The organism is Nocardia sp. NPDC003999 (assembly GCF_053604885.1).
The window spans coordinates 825,536-844,831 of sequence record NZ_JBSGIB010000001.1; the positions used below are offsets into that span (position 1 = coordinate 825,536).

The 19,296-nt window shown below is 66.9% G+C and carries 17 protein-coding genes, 1 tRNA gene and 1 pseudogene; 6 read left to right on the forward strand and 13 right to left on the reverse strand.

Translation table 11 applies throughout. The features are described 5' to 3' along the window. Positions 1-67 precede the first annotated feature (67 nt). On the forward strand, positions 68-1,270 hold the full coding sequence (locus ACWESM_RS03915; protein WP_452490922.1) for an epoxide hydrolase family protein: 1,203 nt from the start codon (positions 68-70) through the stop codon (positions 1,268-1,270). Positions 1,271-1,445: 175 nt separating this feature from the next. On the opposite strand, the gene ACWESM_RS03920 is transcribed toward ACWESM_RS03915, so the two are convergent. From ACWESM_RS03920 to ACWESM_RS03930, 3 genes are all read right to left on the reverse strand, one after another. After that, complete coding sequence (locus ACWESM_RS03920) at positions 1,446-2,624, reverse strand: cytochrome P450 (protein WP_452490923.1); 1,179 nt, start codon at positions 2,622-2,624, stop codon at positions 1,446-1,448. Positions 2,625-2,857: 233 nt separating this feature from the next. Continuing rightward, on the reverse strand, positions 2,858-3,442 hold the full coding sequence (locus ACWESM_RS03925) for a GNAT family N-acetyltransferase (protein WP_397276904.1): 585 nt from the start codon (positions 3,440-3,442) through the stop codon (positions 2,858-2,860). A gap of 341 nt (positions 3,443-3,783) precedes the next feature. Next, positions 3,784-5,031 carry an FAD-dependent monooxygenase gene (locus tag ACWESM_RS03930; RefSeq protein WP_452490924.1) on the reverse strand — a complete coding sequence of 416 codons (1,248 nt, stop codon included), beginning with the start codon at positions 5,029-5,031 and terminating at the stop codon, positions 3,784-3,786. A 95-nt stretch (positions 5,032-5,126) separates the two neighbouring features. On the opposite strand from ACWESM_RS03930, the gene ACWESM_RS03935 reads away from it, so the two are divergent. Beyond that, positions 5,127-5,702, forward strand: coding sequence for a TetR/AcrR family transcriptional regulator (locus tag ACWESM_RS03935; RefSeq protein ID WP_452490925.1), 576 nt, complete (start codon positions 5,127-5,129; stop codon positions 5,700-5,702). Between the two features lie 460 nt (positions 5,703-6,162). Here ACWESM_RS03935 and ACWESM_RS03940 read toward each other — a convergent pair whose 3' ends face one another. Both ACWESM_RS03940 and ACWESM_RS03945 read right to left on the reverse strand, forming a co-directional pair. Then, positions 6,163-6,978 (reverse strand): hypothetical protein, encoded by an 816-nt coding sequence (locus ACWESM_RS03940; RefSeq protein WP_452490926.1) that lies wholly within the window; start codon positions 6,976-6,978, stop codon positions 6,163-6,165. 376 nt (positions 6,979-7,354) lie between these two features. Further along, positions 7,355-7,972: a TetR/AcrR family transcriptional regulator gene (locus ACWESM_RS03945; RefSeq protein WP_397276898.1), complete on the reverse strand. Its 618-nt coding sequence runs from the start codon at positions 7,970-7,972 to the stop codon at positions 7,355-7,357. 62 nt (positions 7,973-8,034) lie between these two features. Between ACWESM_RS03945 and ACWESM_RS03950 the strand changes: the two genes are divergently transcribed. The 3 genes from ACWESM_RS03950 (at position 8,035) to ACWESM_RS03960 (ending at position 9,859) form a co-directional block, all read left to right on the forward strand. After that, positions 8,035-8,916, forward strand: a complete 882-nt coding sequence (locus ACWESM_RS03950; protein WP_397276896.1) for an SDR family NAD(P)-dependent oxidoreductase — start codon at positions 8,035-8,037, stop codon at positions 8,914-8,916. Between the two features lie 243 nt (positions 8,917-9,159). Next, a complete protein-coding gene (locus tag ACWESM_RS03955) occupies positions 9,160-9,534 on the forward strand; it encodes a hypothetical protein (protein ID WP_452490927.1) in 375 nt (124 codons plus the stop codon). Between the two features lie 61 nt (positions 9,535-9,595). Further along, on the forward strand, positions 9,596-9,859 hold the full coding sequence (locus ACWESM_RS03960) for a hypothetical protein (RefSeq protein WP_364429631.1): 264 nt from the start codon (positions 9,596-9,598) through the stop codon (positions 9,857-9,859). Between the two features lie 480 nt (positions 9,860-10,339). On the opposite strand, the gene ACWESM_RS03965 is transcribed toward ACWESM_RS03960, so the two are convergent. The 8 genes and pseudogenes from ACWESM_RS03965 to ACWESM_RS04000 form a co-directional block, all read right to left on the reverse strand. Continuing rightward, positions 10,340-10,412 (reverse strand) — tRNA-Ala (locus ACWESM_RS03965). A 682-nt stretch (positions 10,413-11,094) separates the two neighbouring features. Further along, entirely contained in the window at positions 11,095-11,796 is a 702-nt protein-coding gene (locus tag ACWESM_RS03970; protein ID WP_364431699.1) for a DsbA family protein, read from the reverse strand. Between the two features lie 922 nt (positions 11,797-12,718). Next, positions 12,719-13,897, reverse strand: a pseudogene (locus ACWESM_RS03975) (MFS transporter); the annotation flags it as partial. Next, positions 13,887-15,530 (reverse strand): phosphoglucomutase (alpha-D-glucose-1,6-bisphosphate-dependent), encoded by a 1,644-nt coding sequence (pgm, locus tag ACWESM_RS03980; protein WP_355077830.1) that lies wholly within the window; start codon positions 15,528-15,530, stop codon positions 13,887-13,889. The gene pgm and the pseudogene ACWESM_RS03975, both read right to left, overlap by 11 nt. A 47-nt stretch (positions 15,531-15,577) precedes the next feature. Then, complete coding sequence (locus ACWESM_RS03985) at positions 15,578-15,877, reverse strand: hypothetical protein (protein ID WP_452490928.1); 300 nt, start codon at positions 15,875-15,877, stop codon at positions 15,578-15,580. Beyond that, positions 15,874-16,236: a DUF190 domain-containing protein gene (locus ACWESM_RS03990; RefSeq protein WP_355077832.1), complete on the reverse strand. Its 363-nt coding sequence runs from the start codon at positions 16,234-16,236 to the stop codon at positions 15,874-15,876. The genes ACWESM_RS03985 and ACWESM_RS03990 overlap by 4 nt, the downstream gene beginning before the upstream one ends. A 92-nt stretch (positions 16,237-16,328) precedes the next feature. Continuing rightward, positions 16,329-16,502, reverse strand: coding sequence for a hypothetical protein (locus ACWESM_RS03995; protein ID WP_356960966.1), 174 nt, complete (start codon positions 16,500-16,502; stop codon positions 16,329-16,331). A gap of 476 nt (positions 16,503-16,978) precedes the next feature. Then, positions 16,979-18,478 (reverse strand): MFS transporter, encoded by a 1,500-nt coding sequence (locus tag ACWESM_RS04000; RefSeq protein WP_364431688.1) that lies wholly within the window; start codon positions 18,476-18,478, stop codon positions 16,979-16,981. A gap of 117 nt (positions 18,479-18,595) precedes the next feature. On the opposite strand from ACWESM_RS04000, the gene ACWESM_RS04005 reads away from it, so the two are divergent. Then, positions 18,596-19,276, forward strand: a complete 681-nt coding sequence (locus ACWESM_RS04005) for a TetR/AcrR family transcriptional regulator (protein WP_355077834.1) — start codon at positions 18,596-18,598, stop codon at positions 19,274-19,276. Positions 19,277-19,296: the final 20 nt, after the last annotated feature.

Consider the following 19,296-nt stretch of genomic DNA (forward strand, 5'->3'; position numbering starts at 1 on the left):
CATGCTAGAACCGTCTTAGCCGGTTCTCGATAGGCCGAAGCCGGTTCCGCGATGAACAGGAGGTCTCATGCCTGCACTTGGCCACCTCGATCCGGTCTTCACCCGCGACCCCGTCGACGTGCAAGCATTCGAAGCCCACGCGACCGACGCCGTCCTCGACGATCTACGCGCGCGACTGGCCACAGCGCGGCTACCGGAAGCCGAGACGGTCTATCGCGCCGCCCCCGACCCTCGCAGATGGGAACAGGGCGTTCCGCTCGCCGATCTCGTCGACGTCGTGAACTACTGGCGCACCGGGTACGACTGGCGGTCGTTCGAAGCGCGCCTCAACCGGATCGGCCAGTTCCGCACGACCATCGACGATCTGGGAATCCACTTCCTGCACCGCCGATCCGAGCGCGCAGATGCCACTCCCCTGATCTTGACGCACGGCTGGCCGGGCAGCATTGCCGAGTTCATCGATGTAGTAGACGAGCTGGCAGATCCGAAAGACGCGGACACGCCGGCGTTCCACGTCGTGGCCCCATCGCTACCAGGCTTTGGTTACAGCGACAAACCGGCCACCACCGGGTGGGGAACCGAAAAGATCGCGGCCGCATGGGTGCAACTCATGGAGAGGCTCGGCTACAGCAAGTTCGCAGCCCACGGCGGCGACTGGGGAGGTGTGATCACCACGGTCCTCGGCGGCAGGTTCCCGGCGCACGTTCTCGGCATCCACACAACGACCGCGCAGGCACCGCCCGGGCTGACAACGGAAGGACTGACGGCGACCGAACGCGAATGGACGGAGCAAACCCGCGATTTCTGGCGCCACCACGCGGCGTACGCGAAGCAGCAGGCGACCCGACCGCAGACCATCGGCTACTCGCTCGTCGACTCACCGGTCGGGCTTCTCGCCTGGATCCTCGACAAGTTCGCCGAGTGGACAGATACCGAAGACAGCCCGTTCGAGACGATCTCCAGAGACCGCGTTCTCGACGACGTCACCCTGTATTGGCTGACGCGGACCGGCGCATCGTCGGCCCGCATCTACTACGAGAGCCACGACTCGCTCGACCCCGAACTTCGGGTCGACGTCCCGTCGGCGATCACCGTGTATCCCCGCGACATCGAGAAGTGCCCGCGCCCCTGGGCACAGGAGCGGTACCGACAGATCGTCCGATGGAACTCGCCCGAAGCCGGGGGACATTTCCCCTCACTCGAGGTTCCCGAGTATTTCGTCAAGGACCTACAAGAAGGCCTCGCAGCAGTGCTGGACGCCAATCGGTGAACGCGACTGGGGTGCCGAGCGCGCGCCCACACCGATCCGCCGGCCGAGCGCGTCCAGGCCGGCGGAGACCTCGTAGCGTTGGTCGAGCCATCCAGCCGGTAGCAGAATCATCCGTATTGAGCGGGGTCCCAGGTACGGGTCGGCTTGTTGGTGATGATGAACAGCAATGCCTTGATCATGATGTCACCTCCTTCCTGGGGCTCGGTCGGGCGTGGCCAGGGCTTGTGGGGGTACGCAGCAGGGTGAACGGCCTGGGGGTCGCGGCATTGGTCACGATCGGGCGGGTATCACCTCCGCTGATGACGCGCATAGCGGTGTTCTCGATGAGGGCGGTGGCCGCATCGGTGACCAGATCGTGGGCGACCGCGGCGCCGGCGCAGGTGAAGGGGCCGGAACTGAAGGGTACAAATGGGCCGTGCTCGCTCGGTCGAATCCAGCGGTCGGGTTGAAATGCTCCTGGCCTGGTCCAGTGGTTGTCGTCGTGATGGAGCAGATAGGGGCTGACGGATAGGAGGTCGCCGGTCTGGAAGGCGATCCCCCCGAACTCGGCGGGATAGGGGACGGGACGGCTGACCATCCAGGACACCGGCCGGTGCCGCAGGGCCTCACGTACCACCCAGTCGACGGGCCATGGCCATGGTGCGCCGGGAGAGTGGAGACTGCCCAGCAGCACCGACCACGCGAGCGAGTAGCCCAGTGGTCCCACAATGGACCGGAACATCAGCACATACAGCCGCGCCACCGTTGTATCGGCGACGCCGTCGGGACAGGCACCGATCACGGCATCGAGCAGATCCCGTGGTTCGGCTTCCGCACTGCGGCCGGTGGCGCTGCGCCGGTCCCGGATCTGCTCGTTCAGCGCGGTGGACAGCTTGACGCGCAACAGCTGCGCCCGCGCCCGCTGCGCCATTCGGGCTGGGCGAAGCGCGCCCACGCGTGCGTTTCGCTCCAGTAAATGCCGCAACTCGGGAGAACCATCGGGGTGCAGCAACAGGTCCGCGGTGCACCGATACACCAGCTCGACCCCCGCTGCGGGCCAGCGGGTGATGGAGGGCATTTCCATCACCGCCGCCGCCAGGGACTCGCGATACTTGGGCGTATGCGTCCGCAGAATCGCGCGCACCGCACGGCCGAAATCGACCTGAGCAGACCGCGAAGGCAGCATAGAACCGAAGAAACCGGACTTCTCCGCATTGAACGCGCGGTCACTCAGCACCGTCAGTGCCAGACCCGTATCGCCGACACACCACCCGCCCCACGGCAGCCCGAACACCTCTACCGGGCTGGTCCGGCGCAGATTCTCGAGGAAACCCAACGGATCACGCCGGAACCGGCGCATCTCTGCAAAACCCATCGGACGGTCCTCTCATAGAGAGGGTGAGCGATTCATCAGATTTTCGAGCGGATTTATCCACTGGCGGTGCGTACAAACGCAGATCAAGCATAGTCTCGAGTAATTCTGCAAGCGAGGCCGTGGGGGTCGACCATGAGGTGAGTACCCGGCACCACCGGGCCTATCGAACACTGGGACAGCAGTGATATCGGTTCACGATCACCCGAGACGGCCGGGCAACCGGCCATCGAGGTCTAACCGATGTGAACTCCATCCGCCTCGGCGAAGGTTCCCGCTGCCACGCGCGCGTACATGAACATGTCGCGGCGTCGATCGCCAACCTTCTGCCACGATCTGAGGAGCCCTTCGCATTCGAAACCGGCTCTCTCCGCAGTGCGGATCGAAGCGCGGTTCCAAGGTTCCACATAGAGCTGTAGCCGTGGGATATGCAGCTCTTCCAGCGCCCAGGTAGCCATTGCCGCCAGAGCATGCGCGGCGACGCCATGGCCGCGGGCAGAGCGGACCACCCAGTAGCTGAGCGATGCGCGGCCTTCGTCGATGTCCTTCAACCACAGGCCGATGCTTCCCAGTGGTGTGTTATCCCGTCGCCGGACGATCACCATCGGGTATCCGGTTCGATCGGTCGCTGGTTGCCGCTGGCGTTCGACAAACCTCGTTGCGGCCTCGAGCGAGAAGGTCGCAGGCACCGTGGTTATAGGAATCAGGTCGTCGGCAGAAGCTTCCCTCACAAGCTCGAGGTCTGCCGCGGACAACGACCACGGGCGGAGTTCCAAGTCTGCGGTGGCTCTCAGATGCGGTATTTGCAGAGCATCGTCCATGGTCGACCTCCCCACAATATGCACAGGATATCGGCCCGGTGTCACCCTTACCACTTCCATTCCCGAGTACCGCATGCACACGCCCACCCCCGCAATTCGATGGCCTCCGGCAGGCATCGGCCGGTTCACCGCGCGATAGGTAGTACCGAACTCCTCGGGCTGAAAGGCGCTTCTTCTATCGGGGCGAACGTCACCTCGCCCGGCGGCAAGTCGCCAATGGTATCGGCCCAGGATCACCACACCCACCGGCCCATCCGATACAAACCAGAATGCGAACCGTGCGTTTCCGTGGGGTCGGGCCGAACAAAACAGGTCATCGCCTCCACCGGCAGCATCACCGGTCACCCGCCGATGATCAACCCGCCACCCCAGGCCGCGGTTACAGCGTCAACCTTCCTGGACACGGCACTAGTATTCTCGCTGGTTTCTCGCGGCGGGCCTGGAATTACGCGGTACGCGTTCGCCTGATCCCGGCGAGTGCGGGTGCGAGCCGGGCGGCGGTGTTGCGCAACGCGATGCCGGTCCGGGTGCCGGGGTAGCAGCATGGCGCGTGCGGCGCGGAATCCCTGTTGTTTGGAATCGACCAGGGGTCGGTGGCCGGTTTCGTAGCGGCGCAGCGCGTCGGCTATGTCGGTCGGTGATTGGCTCAATTCCTCGGCGAGCCGGTAGGCGCCGGCGATGGCCAGGGTTGAGCCGTCGCCGAACAACGACACCGCGGCGGCCGCGTCCCCGACCAGTCCGATGCGCCCGGTGGACCAGTGCGGCGCCCGGACCCGGCTCACGGAGTCGAAGTACAGATCTTCGGCGGTGTGTACCTGGTCCAGCAGTTCCGGCAGTCGCCATGAGGCGTCGGGGAATGCTTCGGCGACGAGGTTCTTGTGCTGAGCCAGGTCGCGGTGGTCGTAGCCGGGCACCGCGTCACCGCGGAACATGAACGTCGCGATCGCATGTCCCTTGGTCGGGTGTATCGAGACCGCCCGGCCGGGTGTGTTGTAGATGATGACTTCGGTGTCGTCACCGAACGGTACGCCGATCGGCAGCGTCGCCACATACATTCCGGCATGGCGCACGAACTGCTGTTCCGGCCCGAAGGCCAGCCGCCGCACGGCCGAGTGCAGACCGTCGGCGCCGATCACCGCATCGAACCGTGCGGGTGGAGCGGCAGCGAAACCGACATCGACGCCCGCCGCGTCCTGGGACAGGTCGGTGATCGTGTCGCCCCAGAGGAATTCGACGCGGTCACGGGCGGCGTCGAGCAGGATCGAGGCGAGGTCGGCGCGCGGCACCTCGACCTCCCGCTCGCCGGCGCCGCCCTGGAACATGCGCAGCGGAACACCGGCCACCCGCCGGCCTGCCGCATCGACGAACGTCATCCGGTCCACCGCGGAGGCGACCTCCCGCAGCCGTGGCATCACGCCCATCTTCTCGACCACCTCGACCGCCGGCCCCTTCACGTCGACGGGATTGCCACTGGAGCGCTCCGTTGCGGCCCGCTCGACAACCGTCACGTCGAATCCCTTGTGGGCCAGCCAGTATGCAGCCGTCGCGCCGCCGACGCCCGCGCCGGAGATCAGCACCTTCTTGTCCATGTCGCACACCCTTCAAATAACTGGACGATTTTCGTCCACTTCCAGAAGGTAGCATAAGTGGAAGATATTCGTCCAGTTATTACCGGGAGGCGCGCATGGCGGCCGAGACCTTGCGGGCCGATGCCCGCAGCAACCGCGACCAGATCGTCGCGGCGGCGTTGATCCTGTTCCGCGACAAGGGTATTGACGTGTCGATGAAAGAGGTCGCCGACCATGCCGGTGTCGGCGTCGGCACGCTCTACCGCCGCTTCCCCGACCGCGACGCACTCATCTCCGCCGCCGCGCACGCCTACCTGACCGATCTCGCCGACCGTTGCGCCGCAGCGGCCCGCGAGGAGCGCGACGCCTGGTCGGCGCTGGGCCGTTTCCTGCGCGAATGCGCCCTCGCCGACGTCGGCGCGTTCGCCTCCTCGGTGGAACCCGCCCTGCACACGCGCATGCAGGCCGATCCGGTATCGACTCAGGTGCGCGCGACGGTCACCGACTCCATCGCTCGACTCGTGACGCGAGCCCACGACGACGGCACACTCCGCTCCGACGTCGACGCCGCCGATATCGCCCGGCTGATGACCGTGCAGATCTACACACGGCCCACCGAAGACCGCACCGTCGCAGTGGGGCGCGTCGTCGATCTGCTACTGGACGGCATCAGGAGTGCGACGCACCCCTGAACCCTGCCTCACGAATGTCTCATCATGTCCCAAAACCACCGAAAGCCTCCCCGACTACGGGTCGGCAGCCGATGGGCTACCGGGCCACTGTCCGGCGAAGAACTCACCTTCGTGCGGGCCCGGCGCACTGACACAAACTCGGTCTAATTCGCTGGGATCGGTGGTGATGAGCGCGTTTTCGGTTGGTGCCGCCCACGGACTCGCAGAGGCGACGGTATTCGTCCTCGGGGTCGATCACGACCTGCTCGATCCCGCGATACGGCCCCCCAGAACGGCGACACGGCCACGTTCCCGGCCACCGGCTATGAACCCGACACCGCCGCCCCCGTGCAGACCGGCTGGATCGAACAGGCCATCGATCGCACCAAATAGGCCCCGCAATAGACGAACAGCGAACAGCCGGTGGCGTCGAGCAGATGCTCGGCCCACCGGCTGTCTCGGCACAAGCTCGGGGACTGGACTACTCAGTCAATGCACTCTGCCTGTCCTGGGCTTCGTGATGTCCGGGCGCGATCTGGTGACGCGGTCTGAATTCCGGAGACACCGCTTCCACCTCGTTCTGTTCCCAACCACGCTCGTGCGGGTCTGGCACCCATAGACCTTCTATGAACTCGCTCCTCTCCGACAACTCTCGAGCACGCTGAACGAAGTCCCCCAGCGATGAACGATTCGCCTGGAAAGTTGAACTGCCCGTGGGATAGAACTCAAGGCCGCCTTGCAGGATGTGGTCGAGCTCAGCGCACAGCCCGCACGCGATATCGCCCTCCGCGAGCGGCGTGGCGCAGAATTGCAGGTAGAAACCGATCCTCTCCAAGAGCGGCTCGGAGATGAGGAAGGGGCGTGGACGGTGAGCGAGGTGCAGCAGCGCGAGCCTCGCACACGTCGTCGCATCAGCACGGCTCGGAACGCTGATGTCGGCCGGCCGCAGCCTGCGCAATGGCTGCATGCGCAGCCGCATCACCTCGTAGCCCCTCCCGACGTCGGGGTACTTGGTGATGTCACGGCGCTCGTGGTGGCGGTGCCAATACTCTCCGTCGTACTCGACAATCAGGTCGTACCGGCGGTTGTTGCCGACGAGGCTTCGCCAGCCCTCACCGATGCGTCGCAGGCGCTCGCCCTCGATCGAGAACACCATGTCTGGCCGCACCCAACCCGGTGGTCCGAGGACACCTTTTCCGAGGATCACGTTCAGCGCGGCGAAGACATCGATCTCCGAGACCGACGCTCCAGGCTTCGGTCCCCCACTCAACGGCCCGCGATATCGCCCACCAAACATAGGCGCCACCGTAGGACCAAGGGCTGACATATCGGCGACTGTGGCTACATCGGTGCATCGTGACGCTCGAACCGCGCTCTGGATCATTCCCGGCCACCAGGGAACCACCCCGGCGGGCCTCCACCATTTCCTCGCACGCACAAATGGCGAATTCAGTGTGTTCTGAGCCATTTTACTCGCACGGCCCCGCCGCTCTTAGACCAGCTCGCCGACTGACGGAAACAACGCAAGCTATGCTGGCAGGCCATGTTCCGCTCTATGTGGAACACGACAATATTCCAACGAAGCCGTCGCCGCGCAAATTCACACGTAGGTCGTGTTGCGAAGTAGGTGGTCGTGGGGTCGGTGCGGGCTGTCGGCCGCGATCCGTTCGACGTCATCGATCCGTGCGAGCAGCCTGTGTCTCGACACAGGCGACGGCGGCGTCGAGGGCCGCCTCCAGCGGTGCGGGCTCGCGCTGGGCCCGGGAGACGAGCATGCCGCCCTCGTAGGCGGTGACGACGACGAGCGCCAGGCGGTCGATATCGGTGTCCTCGCGCAGTTCTCCCGCATCGCGCATGGCGGTGAGGCCATCGGCCACGGCGGCGGTGAGGCGGCGTAATCCGGCGGCCACCAGTTCGAGGAGTTCCGGATCGGTATCGGGGATGTCCTCGGCGAACGAGGCCAGCGGACACCCCGTGCGACAGCCGGTCGCGCGCGCGGCGGCGACCACCGCATCCCGCCACGCGCGCAGATCATGCAGCGAGCGCATCTCGAGCAGCCACTTGTTGGCGACCACGACCTCCGTGCTCGATTGAATGACCGCCGCCAGCAGATCCCGTTTGTTGTCGAAGTAGTGATAGAGCTGCGAGGCGCTGACGCCCGCCTCGTACTGGATCGCCTCCATCGTGGTGCCGTGCGCACCGTTCGCGAGCATCAGGCGCGCGGCGGCGTCGACGATCCTGGCGCGGCTACGCAGTCCTTTGGCGGTCAGGGTTTCGGTAGACGCAGGCATTGGGAATCTCCGGACTCGATTTTGGTATTGCCATTCCATTCTGCGCTCCGAGAATGAGAGCAATGGACACAACGAATCCATTGGCGGTCCCGTCGGCTTCGACCGCGCTGGTGACCGGAGCGACGAGCGGTATCGGATTCTCGGCCGGTCGCGCGCTGGCGCGGCTCGGCTGGACCGTACTGGTGCACGGGCGCAGCGGGGAGCGTGCGCGGGAGGCGGCAGCGCGCATGGGCGACGTGCCCGGCGGTCTGATCCCCGTCGATGCCGACCTCGAAACACGGTCGGGAGTGCGGCGACTGGTCGATCAAGTGCACCGCGCCGCACCGGACGGTCTCGGCGTCCTGGTCAACAACGCGGGCGCCGCGTTCGATCGGCACGGCCTCACCGCGGACGGCGTGGAACGGACCGTCGCCGTCAACCACCTGGCGGCCGCCGGACTTGCCCACAGCCTGGAGTCGATCATGAAACCGATTGGCGGACAGCCTAATTCATTGCCGAAGGTGATCATGATGACCTCGTATCTGGAAGCGCGGGCCCGCCCGATCGAGGACTGGGCATTGCCGGGGGAGTGGACACAGATGCGCGCGTACGCGTCGAGCAAACTCGCCAATCTCGCCTATACCTACGCACTGGCCGAGCGGTGGCGTGACCGGATCGAGGTATACGCGGTGGACCCGGGGGCCGTGCGCACCGGATTCCAGCGCAGCGCGGGCGGTCCGCTGCACCTGATCGGCCTCGTCGGCGCACCGTTGATGACCTCACCGGAGCAGCCGGCGCGCACGGTGGTCGCGACGGCCACCCGACCCGCCCACCCGAGCGGCAGCTATATCCGTGCGGTCCGCGCCGTGGACACCGGACGTGCGAAGCTGTCCTCGGCCCGCTCCCGCGATCATGCCTACCAACGCGACGTCTACGACGCCACCCAGCGCTTCCTGGGCGGCTAACAGTACTCCCCAAAAGACCGGCCAGGTCTACCGCGCGCTTCTCCGGATACTCAGGCCCGGGGACATCGAAAGAATCCCATTCGGAAGTGAGAAGAAGAAGTGATACCACCATGCGAAAGATGCAGCGAGCCAGCCGTCTTTTCGGTCCAGGAGCCCGGCGCCGACCTGGGGCTAGTCCGCTTCTGCACGACATGCCTGGTCAGCTTCGCCAACGCCCAGCTAGCAAAAAAGAACCGCGAGGTAGTGGACGCCTTTCTCGAGTATGGCTCCGCGCGAAAGGCGGAGGAGCATCACGCGGACTTCGCCAGGGGGATCGGCGAAGTACTCGACATCGAGGCGGGGCTGGCCATGGCCGAAATTCTGAACCAGGAGGTGAAAGTACCCGAGGACCAGGAGGTGAAAGTACCCGAGGGCGACGGCTTCTGTCTGTCCATGGACACCAAGGATGGACACCACTTCGAGATCGTCGGCGAATCGGAGGATAGCGACATCGTGAGCGCACTCATCATGGCCGAGGACTGGGTAGTCGACTTCGACTTGACCCCCAAGGAGGTCGAGTTCTTCCGGAACGCGCTGGATGCCTGGATCGAGCACCGCCGTGGCAACAAGGCCACCTGAGAGCGCCTGACAGGTTCGTTTGAGTGGCGGTGATTATCGTTGCGGCGCAGTATATTTCGTCATGACGGCACCGCGGATTGTCGACTTCTCCGCCGAGATCTACCGCTCCTACGCCCGCAACGCCGAGCAGTTCCTCGCCGACGAGCCGATCGACCTGCCCGCGAACAGCGGCCGTGCGGTCATCCGCCGACGGGGGATGCCGTACACGACGATCGACAATCCGGCGGAGGTCGATCCAGATGAGGTTTTCACGCTCGACATGATGGTGCTGCAGCACTGCGTGGACGCGGTGATCGAGGGGACGCGAGAACGCGCCAGCGAGTAACGGCGACGGAAATGACTGCACACGCGTCGAGTCTGGGTGCGAGTCCCAGAGGAGGCAATTCATCTGGGCTGGTAGATCAGCCGCAGTGTCGGGACCAGCCAGCGGCAGCGGGTTTCGCGCCAACGCGCGTACCAATCCCTGTCGGGACTGCTGGACCGGACCCCACGCTCAGCGCGGGTAGCCCGTCCAACAGCACAACGGGTGTGGTGCGGAGCCCTATGGGGAACGCACCAACAACATCCATACCCGCTCGTCTGCCAGTGACATTGTTTCATCACAACCGCGCGGCATCCGTGCGGCTGGTGACGGCAATCAGCTACCGATCGGGACACCTGGTTGCGGCGGATACAGCGGCAGAGCAGGACCGCGATAGGCAGCACCGGCGAACGGGACCTAAAACGAAACGGGGGGTAAACGCGGGGCTAGACAAATAAAACAGGTCAGGCCCGGTCGTAGACCGGGCCTGACCTGCTATTTAAGTGGAGCTAAGGGGACTCGAACCCCTGACCCCCACACTGCCAGTGTGGTGCGCTACCAGCTGCGCCATAGCCCCTGATTGTCGCGCTCCGGGTGTCCCCGCCGCGCTTGAATGAAGTTACACCAACGGTGTGTCGGCAACCAAATCGCCTCGATTCGGGGGTGACAGGAGGCGGCGGTTGAGGTTAGTATCGAACATGTGTTCGAAGTGATTTGGATCGTGTGGGGTGTGGGGAGGTAGGCGGTTGGACGCTCGGGTTGGGCAGTGCAGATGGGGTTGCTGGTTTGTTCGTTCCCGAGTGTCCAGCGGTCGTCTGGTGCGAGTCGGATGTACGTGAGGGTGTGGGCGTTGCAGTGCCGGACAGGGATGTGCCGATCGGTCGGCACGTTCGCGGATCGGGACGAATGCCGAAACAGCCAGCGGTACAGCCGGTCTCGTCACTGGACATGGAGACATCTCGAGGCGCGGTCCAGGACAGGGGGCCGGATCGCGCTGTCGAGTGCGCGGGCCGGGTGGCGGCAGGTGGAGCCGTTGCCCGGCCCCAGGCCAACTGAAAGCTCGGCGATGGCGATCTCGGGGGCTGGGGATGTCGGGTCGCGCCGTCGAGTGGGCCGGGGCGTCGATTTGGTGGAGTCGGCGTTCCGGCCCTTCCGTTCGCCGCGAGACCGCATCGCCTTGCCGAGTCCGTGGCGGATCGGCGCTTCGTGGGGAAATCACCGGAGCCCGCTCTACCGGGAACAGCGCAGGCGTCCGCTGCTCAACGGGTGAGCGAGGCCACCCAGTTCTCGTCGTTGGTGTCGACCTTGGTCGTGCCGTCGAAGACCGCGGGTGTGGCCGCGGAGCCGCCCAGTGCCGCGCCGAGCGCCGCCGTCTGCGCCATGGCGCTGCTGCGGGCGGACTCGACCTTGGCGCCGGTGGCGATGCATTGCCGCACGGACTCGGCGGCCCCGGCGTCGCCCGCAATAGCGGCGAGTTCCTCGTTGCTCAGGTCGGCGCCGCCTTCGCTGGGGCGCTTGGTGGTGAACAGTTCGGTGTGGAACTTGGAGTAGACCGGGCCCGAACCCGCCTCGGCCACACACTGGTTCGCCGCGATGGCGCGGGTGGAGTAGTCCTTGCTCCGCGAGCGGGCGTCGAGGAAGTTCACCAGGCGATAGCGGACCGCCAGCGCGCCCTCATCGATCTTCTGCGCGATCTCTTGACCGTAGATGCGCTCCAAGCTGCCGCAGCCGGGGCACAGCGGGTCCTCGAAAATGTCGATGGTCTTCTTCGCGTCCGGGCGGCCGAGCAGGATCGAACCGTTCTGCTCGAGCACCGAGTGCACCGCCTCGTTCCGCACCGAACCGTAGCCGTCGTTGCGGACGGCCGCGTCGTCCCGCCCCCAGCGGATCGCCGCGATGACGATCACCACGATCAATACGAGAGCGACCGCACCGAGCGCATAGGTGGTCGCACTGGACATCGGCCGGGGTGTGTACTTCGAACGCGATTCGCTCACATTGACACTTTGCCGCAACGAACCGTCATCCCCGCCGCCGGGCCACCGATCCGATCTCCGCTGACCACCCGTGCGCGCCGGACCTGGCCAGCGGCAAACGGCACGGCCACGCGTTCGGTTCTGTCCTCGCATGGGCTTCGCACTTCGATCGCTCGACAGCGGATGGAATGCGACCGTCGTCGCCGACCTCGTACCGGCTCGGCAGCGATGGTTCCGGCGGCCGGGCTTCGGTGCTCAGCGGCGCGGCACTCGTCGCGGCCCTGCGAGCTTCGTCTACGTCCGACCGTGGCGGGTTCGCCGATGGCATCGGCCGCTGCGCGGGTGAGACCTGGGCGACCTGCGCGCGACTGCGCTGGTGACCGCATGTCACGACCGGACGCTCGCCTCCCAGCGCCTGGCGACGCCAAGCGGTCCCGCCTCGACAGGCGCTGTGCCGCAGGTGACGGCTTCAGCGCCTGCGGCGGGTTCGCCGCACCGGCCGCGGACGTTTGCCACGGGACATCGGTCGCCCCGGGGTGCTCGGGTACGGGGCTCCGTCCGCGACCGCCGTACCCGGCGCGGTCCGCGACGGTCCGGTATCGGCCGCCGTACCACGACGATCACCGCTCACAACCGACGGAGGGCTCCCCGTTCCATCGGATTCAGCAGCCGTCCCGACGCCATTCGCCGTCGATCGGCGACGACCAGCCACCGCACGGGCGTCTTTGACGCCCGCTGCGCGATCACCCGGAAGCTCGGCAGACTCGGCCACCGCCGGCACCGGGCTGTCGGCGACCGGCGCGCCGGACACCTCGTTCAGCGCACGCTCGATACGAGCAGCGCGCCGCTCGGTGTCGTCCGCTCCGCCGGAACGTTCGAACGGGATCTCCGAGGGAACCGAACTTCCCCGCCGCAACGGCTCGGGCACCACAGCCCAGACGAGCGCGGCGACAGCGAGCAAAGCACCGGTCACACCGAGCGCGAGTTCGTAGGACACCTGCTGCGCCAGGGCGCCCACGGCGACCGGGCCGATGACGGTGCCGAGGTCGGCGGCCATCTGGAAACCGGCGAGCACCGGGCCGCCGCGCGCCTTGGGCCCGATGATGTCGGCGACGGCCGCCTGCTGGGTCGGCGTGAACATGCCGGACCCGAGCCCGGCCAGGAACGAGGTGGCGAGCAGCCACGGGAGGTCGGTCGCCAGGCCGAGCCCCGCCGTTCCCGCCGCACACACCAGCGAGCCGACGATCACGAACGGTTTGCGCCCCCACCGGTCGGACAGTCGCCCCGAGGCGAACAGCACCGTGACGTTCCCCGCGGCGAACACCGTCAACGCGACACCGGCCATACCCGGCGCCTGGTGCAGCACCTCGACGACGAGCAGCGGCACCAACGCCATCCGGACACCGAACACGGCGGCCCCATTGGCGAAATTCGACAGCAACACCGCCCGGTACTCCGGCCGCGCCAACCCCTCGCGGAAGGACATCATGCGAACACCGCCGACGGGCTCCGGCGCGGCCAGTTCCGAATGCCGCAAGCTCAGGTACACCACCACGCTCACGGCGAGCAACGCGACGGCGTAGATGACGAACGGCCAGCGCAGCCCGAGTCCGGACAACCCGCCACCGACCAGCGGCCCGCTCACCGAGCCGACCAGGAAGCTGGTGGACCACAACCCGGAGACCCGGCCGCGCTGCTCGGGCGGGGAGATGCGGATGACGAGCGCCAGCGACGACACGGTGAACATGGTCGATCCGATGCCGCCGAGCGACCGCAACAGCATGAGCTGCCAATAGCTCTGCGCCAACGCGCTGGCGCCGGTGGACACCGCGACGATCAGCAGCCCGCCGAGATAGACCGAGCGCTCCCCCAGCCGCTGCACCAGCCGTCCGCTGAGCGGCGCGAACAGCAACCGCATCAGCGCGAACGCGGACACGATCGCCGAGGCGGCCGCCACGCCGACGCCGAAGCCGCGCGCGAACTGCGGCAGCACCGGGGCGACCAGACCGAACCCGATGGCGATGACGAACGCGCCCCCGACCAGCACCCAGATCTCGGTGGGCAGGGGCTTGGATCTACCGGTCACCGGACAGCGCCTGCCCAACCAATTCCTCCGCGGCCGTCTGCACCTCGGCGAGGTGCTCCGGGCCGTGGAACGATTCCGCGTAGATCTTGTACTTGTCCTCGGTGCCGGACGGGCGAGCGGCGAACCACGCGTTCTCGGTGGTCACCTTGAGACCGCCCAGCGGCGCTCCGTTGCCCCGCGCCCTGGTGAGCACGGCGGTGACCGGCTCCCCGGCGACCTCCTTCGTGGTGATCATGTCCGGAGTCAACTTCGCGAGCAGCTCTTTCTGTTCCGCGGTGGCCGGTGCGTCGATCCGCGCGTAGGCGGGGCTGCCGTAGCGGCGTTCGAGTTCGACGTAGCGCGCCGACGGGCTCTGCCCGGTGACCGCGGCGATCTCGCCCGCGAGCAGGGCGAGCAGGATGCCGTCCTTGTCGGTGGTCCAGACCGTGCCGTCCATCCGCAGGAACGACGCGCCCGCGCTCTCCTCGCCGCCGAAGGCCAGGCTGCCGCTGAACAATCCGGGAACGAAGAACTTGAACCCCACGGGCACCTCGTGCACGTCGCGCCCGAGCACGGAGACCACCCGGTCGATCATCGACGACGTCACCGCGGTCTTGCCGATCTTGGTCAGGGCGTCCCACCCCATCCGGTTGGCGACCAGGTATTCGATGGCCACCGCGAGGAAGTGGTTCGGATTCATCAACCCGCCGTCGGGCGTGACGATGCCGTGGCGGTCGGCGTCGGCGTCGTTGCCGGTGGAGATGTCGTAGTCGTCCTTGATCGCGATCAGCGAGGCCATCGCGTAACGGGAGGACGGGTCCATCCGGATCTTGCCGTCGCTGTCGAGCGTCATGAACCGCCAGGTGGGGTCCACGAAGGGATTGACCACTTCGAGCTCGAGGTCGTAGCGCTGGCCGATCTCCTCCCAATAGTCGACGCTGGCGCCACCCATCGGGTCGGCGCCGAGGCGGATGCCCGCGCCGCGGATCGCGTCCAGGTTCAGCACGTTGGGCAGGTCGTCGATGTAGTGGTCGAGGTAGTCGTAGCGTTCCACGCCGGTGGCCAGCGCGCGCTCCAGCGTGGTGCGCTTGACCCCGGTGAGCCCGTCGCGCAGCAGTTCGTTCGCGCGTGCGGCGATGGCGTCGGTGGCCGTGTTGTCGGCCGGGCCCCCGTGCGGCGGGTTGTATTTGAAGCCGCCGTCGCGGGGCGGGTTATGCGACGGGGTGACCACGATGCCGTCGGCCTGATGCTTGGCGCCGCCCCGATTGTGGCGCAGCACAGCGTGACTCAGCGCCGGCGTGGGGGTGTAGCGGTCGCGCGCGTCGATCACCGCGGTGACGTCGTTGGCGGCGAGCACCTCCAGCGCTGTGGTCCAGGCGGGCTCGGACAGCGCGTGTGTGTCCCTGGCCAGGTAGACCGGCCCGGTGATGCCGCGGGTGGCGCGATACTCCACGATCGACTGGGTGATCGCGAGGATGTGCGCCTCGTTGAAGGCGCCGTCCAGGCTGGAGCCGCGATGTCCCGATGTGCCGAACGTCACCCGCTGGGCCGGATCGTCCGTATCCGGAACACGGCTGTAGTACGCCGTCACCAGGTGTGCGATGTCTTCCAGATCGGTGGGACGTGCGGCACGCCCGGCTCGATCGTGGGCCATGCTCGGGTCTCCCTTCCGTATCGGCTGCGCCCGGCTCGTCATCAGGATCATGTCCACGACCGCCCGGTCACCGCCGACCCCACGGCCACGTCCTTCGTGTCGGCCGCCGGCCGGAACGACTCGCAGCCCTCCATGCTGAACGTGGTCGGCACGGTGCGGAAGCCCGCTTCCGCGGCGGCGAGCGGTCGGTCACCCGCCGGCGCGCCGCTCAGATCGCCGAGCCGCGCCGAACCGACAATGGTAACGGCCGACGTGCCCGGCGGCATCGGCGAGGCGAAATCCGCTGGTGCCGCGAGGGCTACGGGAGAACCGGCCGGGGCATCGGGCTTGCCGCGGGGTCTGGTCATCGCTCACCTTCCTGCCACTGGTCCACCGGTGCCAATGTGACGTTGACCGAGGTGAACAGTTCGGCGTTCCGCTCGACGAAGGCGCGCAGGCGTTCGAAATCGTCGACCAGCACCAGCATCAGCGGAAGGTGGTCGGCGATATCCAGGATCCGGGTGGTGTGCACATGCGAGGACGCGCCGTATCCCTCGATGCCGCGCCACACGCTGGCGCCCGCCAGGCCGCTGTCTCTGGCCCGGCGCACGATCTCGTGATACAGGGGCGTGTGCCGCCATTTGTCGTCCTCGTCGAGCAGCACGGTGAGCCGTGCCGCGGGCCGCCACCGTCCCGCCGCGGCGGCATCCGCTTGCGAACCACTCATGCCTGCCCCCTTCCGTCGTGCCGTTCCCGTCGATCGCCGAGCCGAACCAGGTACTCACCGTGCCATGCCCGCGCCGGGCTCCGACGCCCCGGCTACGCCACCGCCACCCCCGAGGCGGACGAGCGCGGGAAGTGCCGCGCCCGGTCCGAGGAGTCTACGAACCTCGCGGGTGGGGTGGAGAAGGTGGTGCGACCGCCGGGTGCGCCGATACCGAGAAGGGTGCACAGCAGCCCCTTGGCTACCCACACCGAAGCGGTCGGAATCATCGGGTTTCCGATTGCAAAGCATCCCATGACATTTACCGCGTACGCCGGGTAAAGGACCGCCCACCTCTGCACGAGACCGGATCGAGCACAATGCCGATGGCGTTCAGCAAAGCGCGCCACATCTACTTACCTCGTATTTTGCACCAATAATGGTGATTCGGGAGCGCTTTGCCGTGTGCGGCGGACGAGCACCGCGTGTCGTGCGCGATAATCGGCGAAGGGCTCCGCGATCCGGATCATTGCCGCAGCCCATGGCGGAAGACTCGTCCCCACACCGGAGTAGAGCGCCAAGAGTGGCCGATCGGGCAACCGCAGAGCACAGTCCCGCCACCCCTCCTCGCGATGGCACCGCCGCGCTCGCCGACGAACCCGCGGTCGCCCGGCTCGGACAGCGACGACGGCCGCCGCCCCCGCGACGGAATCGCGGGGACGGCGGCCGCTGTGCCGGAAACCGGATCGGCGGTACCGCACTCGGTTCAGTGGGCGAGCACCGGCTCTCCCTCGGCGGGCACCGGCGCCGTGCTCGGCATGAGCACCGCGGTGAGGATGCCGCCCACCACGAAGATCGCCGTGGCCCACCAGAAACTGGTGGTGTAGCTCTCGATCGCGGACTGGGCGATGGTGAGCGGGTCCGGGGTGCGGGCGGACAGGTAGTCCGTGGCCGCGGACGCCGCGATGGTGCTCAGCAGCGCGGTGCCGATCGATCCACCGACCTGCTGGCTGGTGTTGATCATGGCCGAAGCCACGCCGGCGTCCTCGTGCTGGACGCCCGAGGTGGCGCCCTGGAAGGCGGTCGACATCGAACCGCCGAGGCCGAACCCGAGCAGGATCAGCGCGGGCAGGATGTGGGTGACGTAGCCGGTGTCCAATCCGATCCGGGTCAGCCACGCCATGCCCGCCGCCGCGATCAGGAAGCCACCGCTGACCACGACCTTCGGGCCGAGTTTCGGCAGCAGCAGCGACGGGCCGGTAGTCGAGGAGGCCACCATGGCGGCGACCATCGGCAGGAACGCCACGCCGGTCATGATCGGCGAGTAGCCCAGGGTCAGCTGCATGTAGTAGGTGAGGAAGAGGAAGATCGCGAACATCCCGATGCCCATGACGAAGACCGTCAGGTAGGAGGTGCCGCGCATCCGGTCGAGCACGATCCGCACCGGAAGCAGCGGGTGCGCGACCCGGGTCTCCAACCAGGCGAACACCGCGATCAGCGCCGCACCGCCGAGCAGGAACGCCAGGGTGACGCCGTTGGTCCACCCGTCCGATTCCGCGTGCGAGAACCCGTAGACGATACCGAACAGGCCCGCGGTGACCACCACCGTGCCGGGGATGTCGAGCTTGGGCCGCTCGGTGCTCGTGTGCTTGGCCAGCAACAGCACGGCCCCCACCAGGGCGACGGCGGCGAAGGCGAGGTTCACGAACATCACCCAGCGCCACGAGGCCCATTCGGTCAGTGCGCCGCCGAGCAGCAGCCCGATCGCGCCGCCGGTGCCGGCGACGGCGCCGAAGATGCCGAACGCCTTCGCCCGCTCGGACGGTTCGGTGAAGGTCACGGTGAGCAGCGAGAGCGCGGCGGGCGCCAGCAGCGCGCCGAAGACACCCTGTCCGACACGAGCCGCGACGAGCATCTCGAAACTGGTGGCCGCGCCACCGACGGCGGAGGCGACCGCGAAGCCGACCAGACCGATGATGAAGGTGGTGCGCCTGCCGAACAGGTCGCTGAGGCGTCCGCCGAGCAGCAGTAGGCTGCCGAACGCCAGGGCGTAGCCGGTGACCACCCAGGAGCGGTCGCCGTCACTGAAGCCGAGGTCCTGCTGGGCAGCGGGCAGGGCGATGTTCACCACGGTCGCGTCCAGCACCACCATGAGCTGAGCGACGCCGAGGACGGCCAGCACCCACCAGCGCAGGGCGTGCGAGCCGCGCCGCCCACTTCCCGTTCGCTCCGGGGCCGGGGCCCCGCGGTCGATCGCGGTAGTCATGTGTACCCTTTGTCTCGAGCATTGATCCGGAGAATGCTCCTCCGCTTACTCGAAGAAGCTATCACGATAACGGAGACAACACCTCCGGTTAATCCCCGATGTTGATAGAATGGCGGTGTGAATCACGCCACGGTCGCCTCTCCACCCCGGCGCCTGCGGGCCGATGCCGCGCGCAATCAGCAGCGGATCATCGCCGCGGCGCGGGAACTGTTCGCCGATCACGGACTCGAGATCACTCTCGACGACGTGGCCGAGCGCGCCGGTGTGGGCGTCGGCACGGTGTACCGCCGCTTCGCGAACAAGAAGGAACTGATCGTCGAAGTCTTCGACCAGAACCTGAACGATTTCGCCGACGCGGCCGACGCCGCCTACCGGCATCCCGATCCCTGGTTCGGACTCGTCGAGTTCTTCGAATACGCGTGTCGGCACATGGCCACGAATCGCGGATTCAGCGAAGTCATGCTGGAACTCGAAGACGACGAGACCGACCGCTTCGCGGTCGTGCGCGATCGCATCAAGCCGAAGGTGCACGCCATCTGCGCACGCGCCCGCGACGCGGGCGTGCTCGCCGACGGCATCGAGCCCTCGGATTTCTTCGCGCTGGTGCACATGGTCGACGGTCTCGCCGAGTTCGCCAGGCCGGTCAATCCCGATGTCTGGCAGCGGTATATGGCCATCATGTTGAACGGCGTGCGCGGCGACAAGACGCCGCGTCAGCATCTCGTCGTCCCCCCGCTGAGCGACGACGAGGTCGAGCACGCCAAGCAACAGCTGACCTGCAGCTGGCGCAAGAGGTAGCGAAAACGAACCGTAAGTAG

What these genes read in the sequence shown, in the direction of transcription:
- ACWESM_RS03915 (WP_452490922.1), top strand. Translation starts at nt 68, where the DNA reads ATGCCTGCACTTGGCCACCTCGATCCGGTCTTCACCCGCGACCCCGTC.
- ACWESM_RS03920 (WP_452490923.1), bottom strand. Translation starts at nt 2,624, where the DNA reads ATGGGTTTTGCAGAGATGCGCCGGTTCCGGCGTGATCCGTTGGGTTTC.
- ACWESM_RS03925 (WP_397276904.1), bottom strand. Translation starts at nt 3,442, where the DNA reads ATGGACGATGCTCTGCAAATACCGCATCTGAGAGCCACCGCAGACTTG.
- ACWESM_RS03930 (WP_452490924.1), bottom strand. Translation starts at nt 5,031, where the DNA reads ATGGACAAGAAGGTGCTGATCTCCGGCGCGGGCGTCGGCGGCGCGACG.
- ACWESM_RS03935 (WP_452490925.1), top strand. Translation starts at nt 5,127, where the DNA reads ATGGCGGCCGAGACCTTGCGGGCCGATGCCCGCAGCAACCGCGACCAG.
- ACWESM_RS03940 (WP_452490926.1), bottom strand. Translation starts at nt 6,978, where the DNA reads ATGTTTGGTGGGCGATATCGCGGGCCGTTGAGTGGGGGACCGAAGCCT.
- ACWESM_RS03945 (WP_397276898.1), bottom strand. Translation starts at nt 7,972, where the DNA reads ATGCCTGCGTCTACCGAAACCCTGACCGCCAAAGGACTGCGTAGCCGC.
- ACWESM_RS03950 (WP_397276896.1), top strand. Translation starts at nt 8,035, where the DNA reads ATGGACACAACGAATCCATTGGCGGTCCCGTCGGCTTCGACCGCGCTG.
- ACWESM_RS03960 (WP_364429631.1), top strand. Translation starts at nt 9,596, where the DNA reads ATGACGGCACCGCGGATTGTCGACTTCTCCGCCGAGATCTACCGCTCC.
- ACWESM_RS03970 (WP_364431699.1), bottom strand. Translation starts at nt 11,796, where the DNA reads ATGTCCAGTGCGACCACCTATGCGCTCGGTGCGGTCGCTCTCGTATTG.
- pgm (WP_355077830.1), bottom strand. Translation starts at nt 15,530, where the DNA reads ATGGCCCACGATCGAGCCGGGCGTGCCGCACGTCCCACCGATCTGGAA.
- ACWESM_RS03985 (WP_452490928.1), bottom strand. Translation starts at nt 15,877, where the DNA reads ATGACCAGACCCCGCGGCAAGCCCGATGCCCCGGCCGGTTCTCCCGTA.
- ACWESM_RS03990 (WP_355077832.1), bottom strand. Translation starts at nt 16,236, where the DNA reads ATGAGTGGTTCGCAAGCGGATGCCGCCGCGGCGGGACGGTGGCGGCCC.
- ACWESM_RS03995 (WP_356960966.1), bottom strand. Translation starts at nt 16,502, where the DNA reads ATGATTCCGACCGCTTCGGTGTGGGTAGCCAAGGGGCTGCTGTGCACC.
- ACWESM_RS04000 (WP_364431688.1), bottom strand. Translation starts at nt 18,478, where the DNA reads ATGACTACCGCGATCGACCGCGGGGCCCCGGCCCCGGAGCGAACGGGA.